This is a genomic window from Pseudomonas sp. 05N434 (genome assembly GCF_056396965.1).
In genome coordinates this window covers 1-4,701 of sequence record NZ_JBFTMK010000398.1, presented here as the reverse complement: position 1 = coordinate 4,701, position 4,701 = coordinate 1, and the positions used below count along the sequence as shown (strand labels likewise).

3 protein-coding genes and 1 pseudogene are annotated in these 4,701 nt (G+C 63.7%); all 4 read left to right on the top strand.

Annotated features, from left to right (window positions below):
• Nucleotides 1-606: pseudogene (locus tag AC1DLB_RS21690) on the top strand (CheR family methyltransferase); the annotation flags it as partial.
• On the top strand, nucleotides 603-1,286 hold the full coding sequence (locus AC1DLB_RS21685) for a chemotaxis protein CheW (RefSeq protein ID WP_018926684.1): 684 nt from the start codon (nucleotides 603-605) through the stop codon (nucleotides 1,284-1,286). The pseudogene AC1DLB_RS21690 and the gene AC1DLB_RS21685, both read left to right, overlap by 4 nt.
• Entirely contained in the window at nucleotides 1,283-3,589 is a 2,307-nt protein-coding gene (locus AC1DLB_RS21680; protein WP_064616246.1) for a hybrid sensor histidine kinase/response regulator, read from the top strand. Before AC1DLB_RS21685 ends, AC1DLB_RS21680 begins: the two co-directional genes overlap by 4 nt.
• Nucleotides 3,586-4,596: a chemotaxis-specific protein-glutamate methyltransferase CheB gene (gene cheB / locus AC1DLB_RS21675; RefSeq protein WP_477785613.1), complete on the top strand. Its 1,011-nt coding sequence runs from the start codon at nucleotides 3,586-3,588 to the stop codon at nucleotides 4,594-4,596. Before AC1DLB_RS21680 ends, cheB begins: the two co-directional genes overlap by 4 nt.
• The last annotated feature ends 105 nt before the right edge of the window (nucleotides 4,597-4,701 follow it).

The following is a 4,701-nucleotide window of genomic DNA, read 5'->3' as shown; positions in this document are numbered from 1 at the left end:
GTGCTCAAGCGCCTGACTCACGTCGATGGCGTGCTATTTATCGGCCCGGCCGAGGGCAGTCTGCTCGGCCGTTTCGGCATGCGCTCGATCGGTATCCCGCAGTCGTTTGCCTTCAGTCGCCAGAGCGCGCTCGAGCCGCCTGCGACTTTCACGCCGATGTCGCTGCCAGTGCAGCAACCGTTGCGCAGCGTGACTCCGCCGCCTGTGCGCAGTCGGCCTTTTGCGACGGTCGTGCCGATACCTCAGGCTGCCGCCACCCCTTCGGCCACCCCTTCGGACGCCGCCACGCTGTTGGCGAATATCGCCGCGCTGGCCAATGAAGGCAAAAGTGCCGAGGCCCGCACCGCGTGCGAAAGTTATTTGCGCAGTCACGAACCGGTGGCCCAAGTGTTCTATTGGCTGGGGCTGCTCAGCGATGTCGCCGGCAGTGCCCTGGAGGCCCAGGGTTTTTATCGCAAGGCGTTGTACCTCGAACCGCAACACCCCGACGCGTTGATGCACCTGGCTGCCTTGTTGCAATCCCAGGGTGACACGGCGGGTGCCAGACGATTGCAGGCCCGCGCCGCCCGCAGCGAGCGCGCCGCTGACAGTGAGCGTAAACGATGAACGCCTCCGACACCTTGAGCGTCACCCATGAAGATGCCCAGGCCATCGACGACTGCTGGAACCGCATCGGTATCCACGGCGACCAGTCCTGTCCGCTGCTGAGCGAGCACATTCATTGCCGCAATTGCGCGGTGTATTCGGCTGCCGCCACGCGCTTGCTCGACCGCTACGCCTTGTCGCAGGGCGACCGTGGGCAAATCTCCACGGTGGCCGAGAGTGAGGTGAAAACCCGCTCGCTGCTGATGTTTCGCCTCGGCGAAGAGTGGCTGGGCCTGGCCACTCGCAGCCTGGTCGAAGTGGCGCCACTGCAAGCGATCCATTCCTTGCCGCACCAGCGTTCCCGGGCATTGCTCGGCGTGGCGAATGTGCGCGGTGCCTTGGTGGCGTGCCTRTCTTTGGTGGAGCTGTTGGGGCTCGACGACACCAGTAGCGTGGCGCCCGGCGCACGGGTAACGCCGCGGATGCTGATCATCGCCGCCCACGGCGGGCCGGTGGTGGTGCCGGTGGACGAAGTGGACGGGATTCACGCCATCGACGAGCGCATTCTCGATGCCGCGTCCCAGTCCGGCACCCAGGCCAGCGCCAAATACACCCGCGGAGTCTTGCCATTCAAAGGTCGCAGCCTGCGTTGGCTGGATGAAGAGCAGCTGCTGTCTGCCGTGACCCGGAGCCTCACATGACCCCCGACCAAATGCGTGACGCCTCCTTGCTGGAGCTGTTCAGCCTGGAAGCCGAGGCCCAGACCCTGGTGCTGAGCGCCGGTCTGCTGGCGCTGGAGCGTGATCCGACCCAGGCCGATTACCTCGAGTCGTGCATGCGCGCGGCCCATTCGCTCAAGGGCGCGGCGCGGATTGTAGGCGTCGATGCCGGGGTCAGCGTCGCCCACGTGATGGAGGATTACCTGGTCAGCGCCCAGGAAGGGCGCCTGTACCTGCGACCCGAACACATTGATGCGCTGTTGCAGGGCACCGATCTGCTGATGCGGATTGCGACGCCGAACAATGCTCCGGCGCCTGCGGATATCGACGCTTACGTTGTTTTGATGGGACGGCTGCTTGAGCACATGGCGACTGTTCCCATCGCGCTGCCGATGGCAGAACCTCAGCTCGAACCGTCGACACCCAGGGTCGAGCCGCCCGTTCGTGCCGCCGAAACACCCGTCGAAACACTCATTGAAACACCTCAGGCAGAGCCCGCTGAGCCTGCGTCCAAGACCAGGCGCGCCACCGACACTGGCGAGCGCGTATTGCGTGTCACGGCCGAGCGCTTGAACAGCCTGCTCGACCTGTCGAGTAAATCCCTGGTGGAAACCCAGCGCCTCAAGCCGCACCTGGCCACCATGCAGCGCCTTAAACGCATGCAGAGCAATGGCCTGCGGGCGCTGGAAAGCCTCAACGTTCATCTCAAGGACCATGCCTTGAGCCTCGAAGCCCAGGAAGCCTTGGGCGATGCCCGCCGATTGCTGGCTGAGTCCCAGCAATTGCTGGTGGAAAAAAACGCCGAACTGGACGAGTTCGCCTGGCACGCCAGTCAGCGCGCACAAGTGTTGTATGACACCGCGCTGGCCTGTCGCATGCGGCCGTTCGCCGACGTGCTGAGCGGTCAAGTACGCATGGTCCGCGATCTTGGGCGCGACCTTGGCAAACAGGTGCGGCTGGAGATCGAGGGCGACAAGACCCAAGTCGACCGAGACGTACTGGAAAAGCTCGAAGCGCCGCTGACACACCTGCTGCGCAATGCGGTGGATCATGGCATCGAAACCCCGGAACAGCGACGCTTGGCGGGCAAGCCGGAGGAAGGCGTGATCCGTTTGCGAGCCTCCCATCAGGCCGGTCTGCTGGTGCTGGAGCTGAGCGATGATGGCAATGGCGTCGACCTGGAAAAGGTCCGCCGCACGATCGTCGAGCGGCAGTTATCCCCAGCCGAGACTGCCGCGCAGTTGAGCGAAGAAGAGCTGCTGACGTTCCTGTTTCTGCCGGGTTTCAGCCTGCGGGACACGGTCACCGAAGTGTCCGGGCGCGGCGTCGGGCTGGATGCGGTTCAGCACATGGTCCGGCAGTTGCGCGGCGCCGTGGTGCTGGAGCAGACGGCGGGCGCGGGCAGTCGTTTCCATCTTGAAGTGCCGCAGACGCTGTCGGTGGTGCGCAGTCTGGTGGTGGAAGTCGGTGACGAGGCGTATGCCTTCCCGCTGGCGCACATCGAGCGCATGTGCGACCTGGAGCCGGAAGACATCGTGCAGGTCGAAGGCCGGCAGCACTTTTGGTACGAAGGCCGGCATGTCGGGCTGGTCGCCGCCAGTCAGCTGTTGCATCGGCCGGCGAGCCAGAACAGCGCGCAGACCCTCAAAGTCGTGGTCATGCGCGAGCGCGAGGCGATCTACGGGGTGGCGGTCGAGCGGTTTATCGGCGAGCGGACGCTGGTGGTGCTGCCGCTGGACGAGCGTCTGGGCAAGGTACAGGACATTTCCGCCGGGGCTTTGCTCGACGACGGCTCAGTGGTGCTGATCGTCGACGTCGAAGACATGCTGCGTTCGGTGGACAAACTGCTCAATACCGGGCGTCTGGAGCGCATTGCCCGGCACGCCAATCAGGCCGTTGAGGCCGCGCGCAAACGGATTCTGGTGGTGGACGATTCGCTGACCGTTCGTGAGTTGCAGCGCAAGTTGCTGCTCAATCGCGGCTACGACGTCGCCGTGGCGGTGGACGGTATGGATGGCTGGAATGCCCTGCGTTCGGAGGATTTCGATCTGCTGATCACCGACATCGACATGCCGCGCATGGACGGCATCGAGCTGGTGTCTTTATTGCGTCGCGACAATCGCCTGCAATCGCTGCCGGTGATGGTGGTGTCCTACAAGGACCGCGAAGAAGACCGTCGTCGTGGACTGGACGCCGGCGCCGACTATTATCTAGCCAAGGCCAGTTTTCATGATGACGCCTTACTGGATGCAGTCGTTGAGCTCATTGGAGGGGCGCGAGCATGAAAATCGCCATCGTCAACGATATGCCCATGGCGGTAGAGGCTTTACGCCGCGCCCTGGCGTTCGAACCGGCGCACGAGGTGGTCTGGGTTGCCAGCAACGGGGCCGAGGCGGTGCAACGTTGCACCGAATACACCCCGGATCTGATCCTGATGGACTTGATCATGCCGTTGATGGACGGCGTGGAAGCGACCCGGCGGATCATGGCCGAGACCCCGTGCGCGATCGTCATCGTCACCGTCGACCGTCAGCAGAACGTGCACCGGGTGTTCGAAGCCATGGGCTACGGCGCACTGGATGTGGTCGATACCCCGGCGCTGGGCGCTGGTAACCCTCAGGAAGCCGCTGCGCCGCTGCTGCGCAAGATCCTCAACATTGGCTGGTTGATCGGTGACCACAGCAATCGGGAGCGATCGGCACCGAGCCCGCACCGCAACTCGGCCTCGCGCCAGCACCTGGTGGCGATCGGTTCATCCGCTGGCGGGCCGGCGGCGCTGGAAGTGCTGCTCAAGGGCCTGCCCCGGGATTTTTCGGCGGCCATCGTGCTGGTCCAGCATGTGGATCAGGTGTTCGCCGCCGGCATGGCCGAATGGCTGGCCAGCGCCAGCGGCCTGGACGTGCGCCTGGCCCAGGAAGGCGAACCGCCGCAAAGCGGCACGATCCTGCTGGCCGGTACCAATCACCATATCCGCTTGCTGAAAAACGGCACGCTGGCCTACACCGCCGAACCGGTCAACGAGATCTATCGGCCGTCGATCGATGTGTTTTTCGAGAGTGTGGCCAATTACTGGAGCGGTGATGCCGTGGGCGTTCTACTGACCGGTATGGGGCGTGACGGCGCCCAGGGGCTTAAACTCATGCGCCGACAGGGCTACCTGACCATCGCTCAGGACCAGAACAGCAGTGCCGTGTACGGAATGCCCAAGGCGGCCGCAGCCATCGACGCTGCCGTGGAAATCCRCCCGCTGGACAAGATAGCGCCACGTTTGCTGGAGATTTTCCAAAAATGACTATCATTAGCAGCAATCGTGGCCCAAGCAGTACTCAGGTGACCGCACATGAATGAATTACAGCTCGACGACTTCAAAACCGACGAAAACGCCGCCATGGTGTTG

Coding starts and splice junctions, on each gene's coding strand:
- AC1DLB_RS21680 (WP_064616246.1), top strand. CDS start 1,283: ATGACCCCCGACCAAATGCGTGACGCCTCCTTGCTGGAGCTGTTCAGC.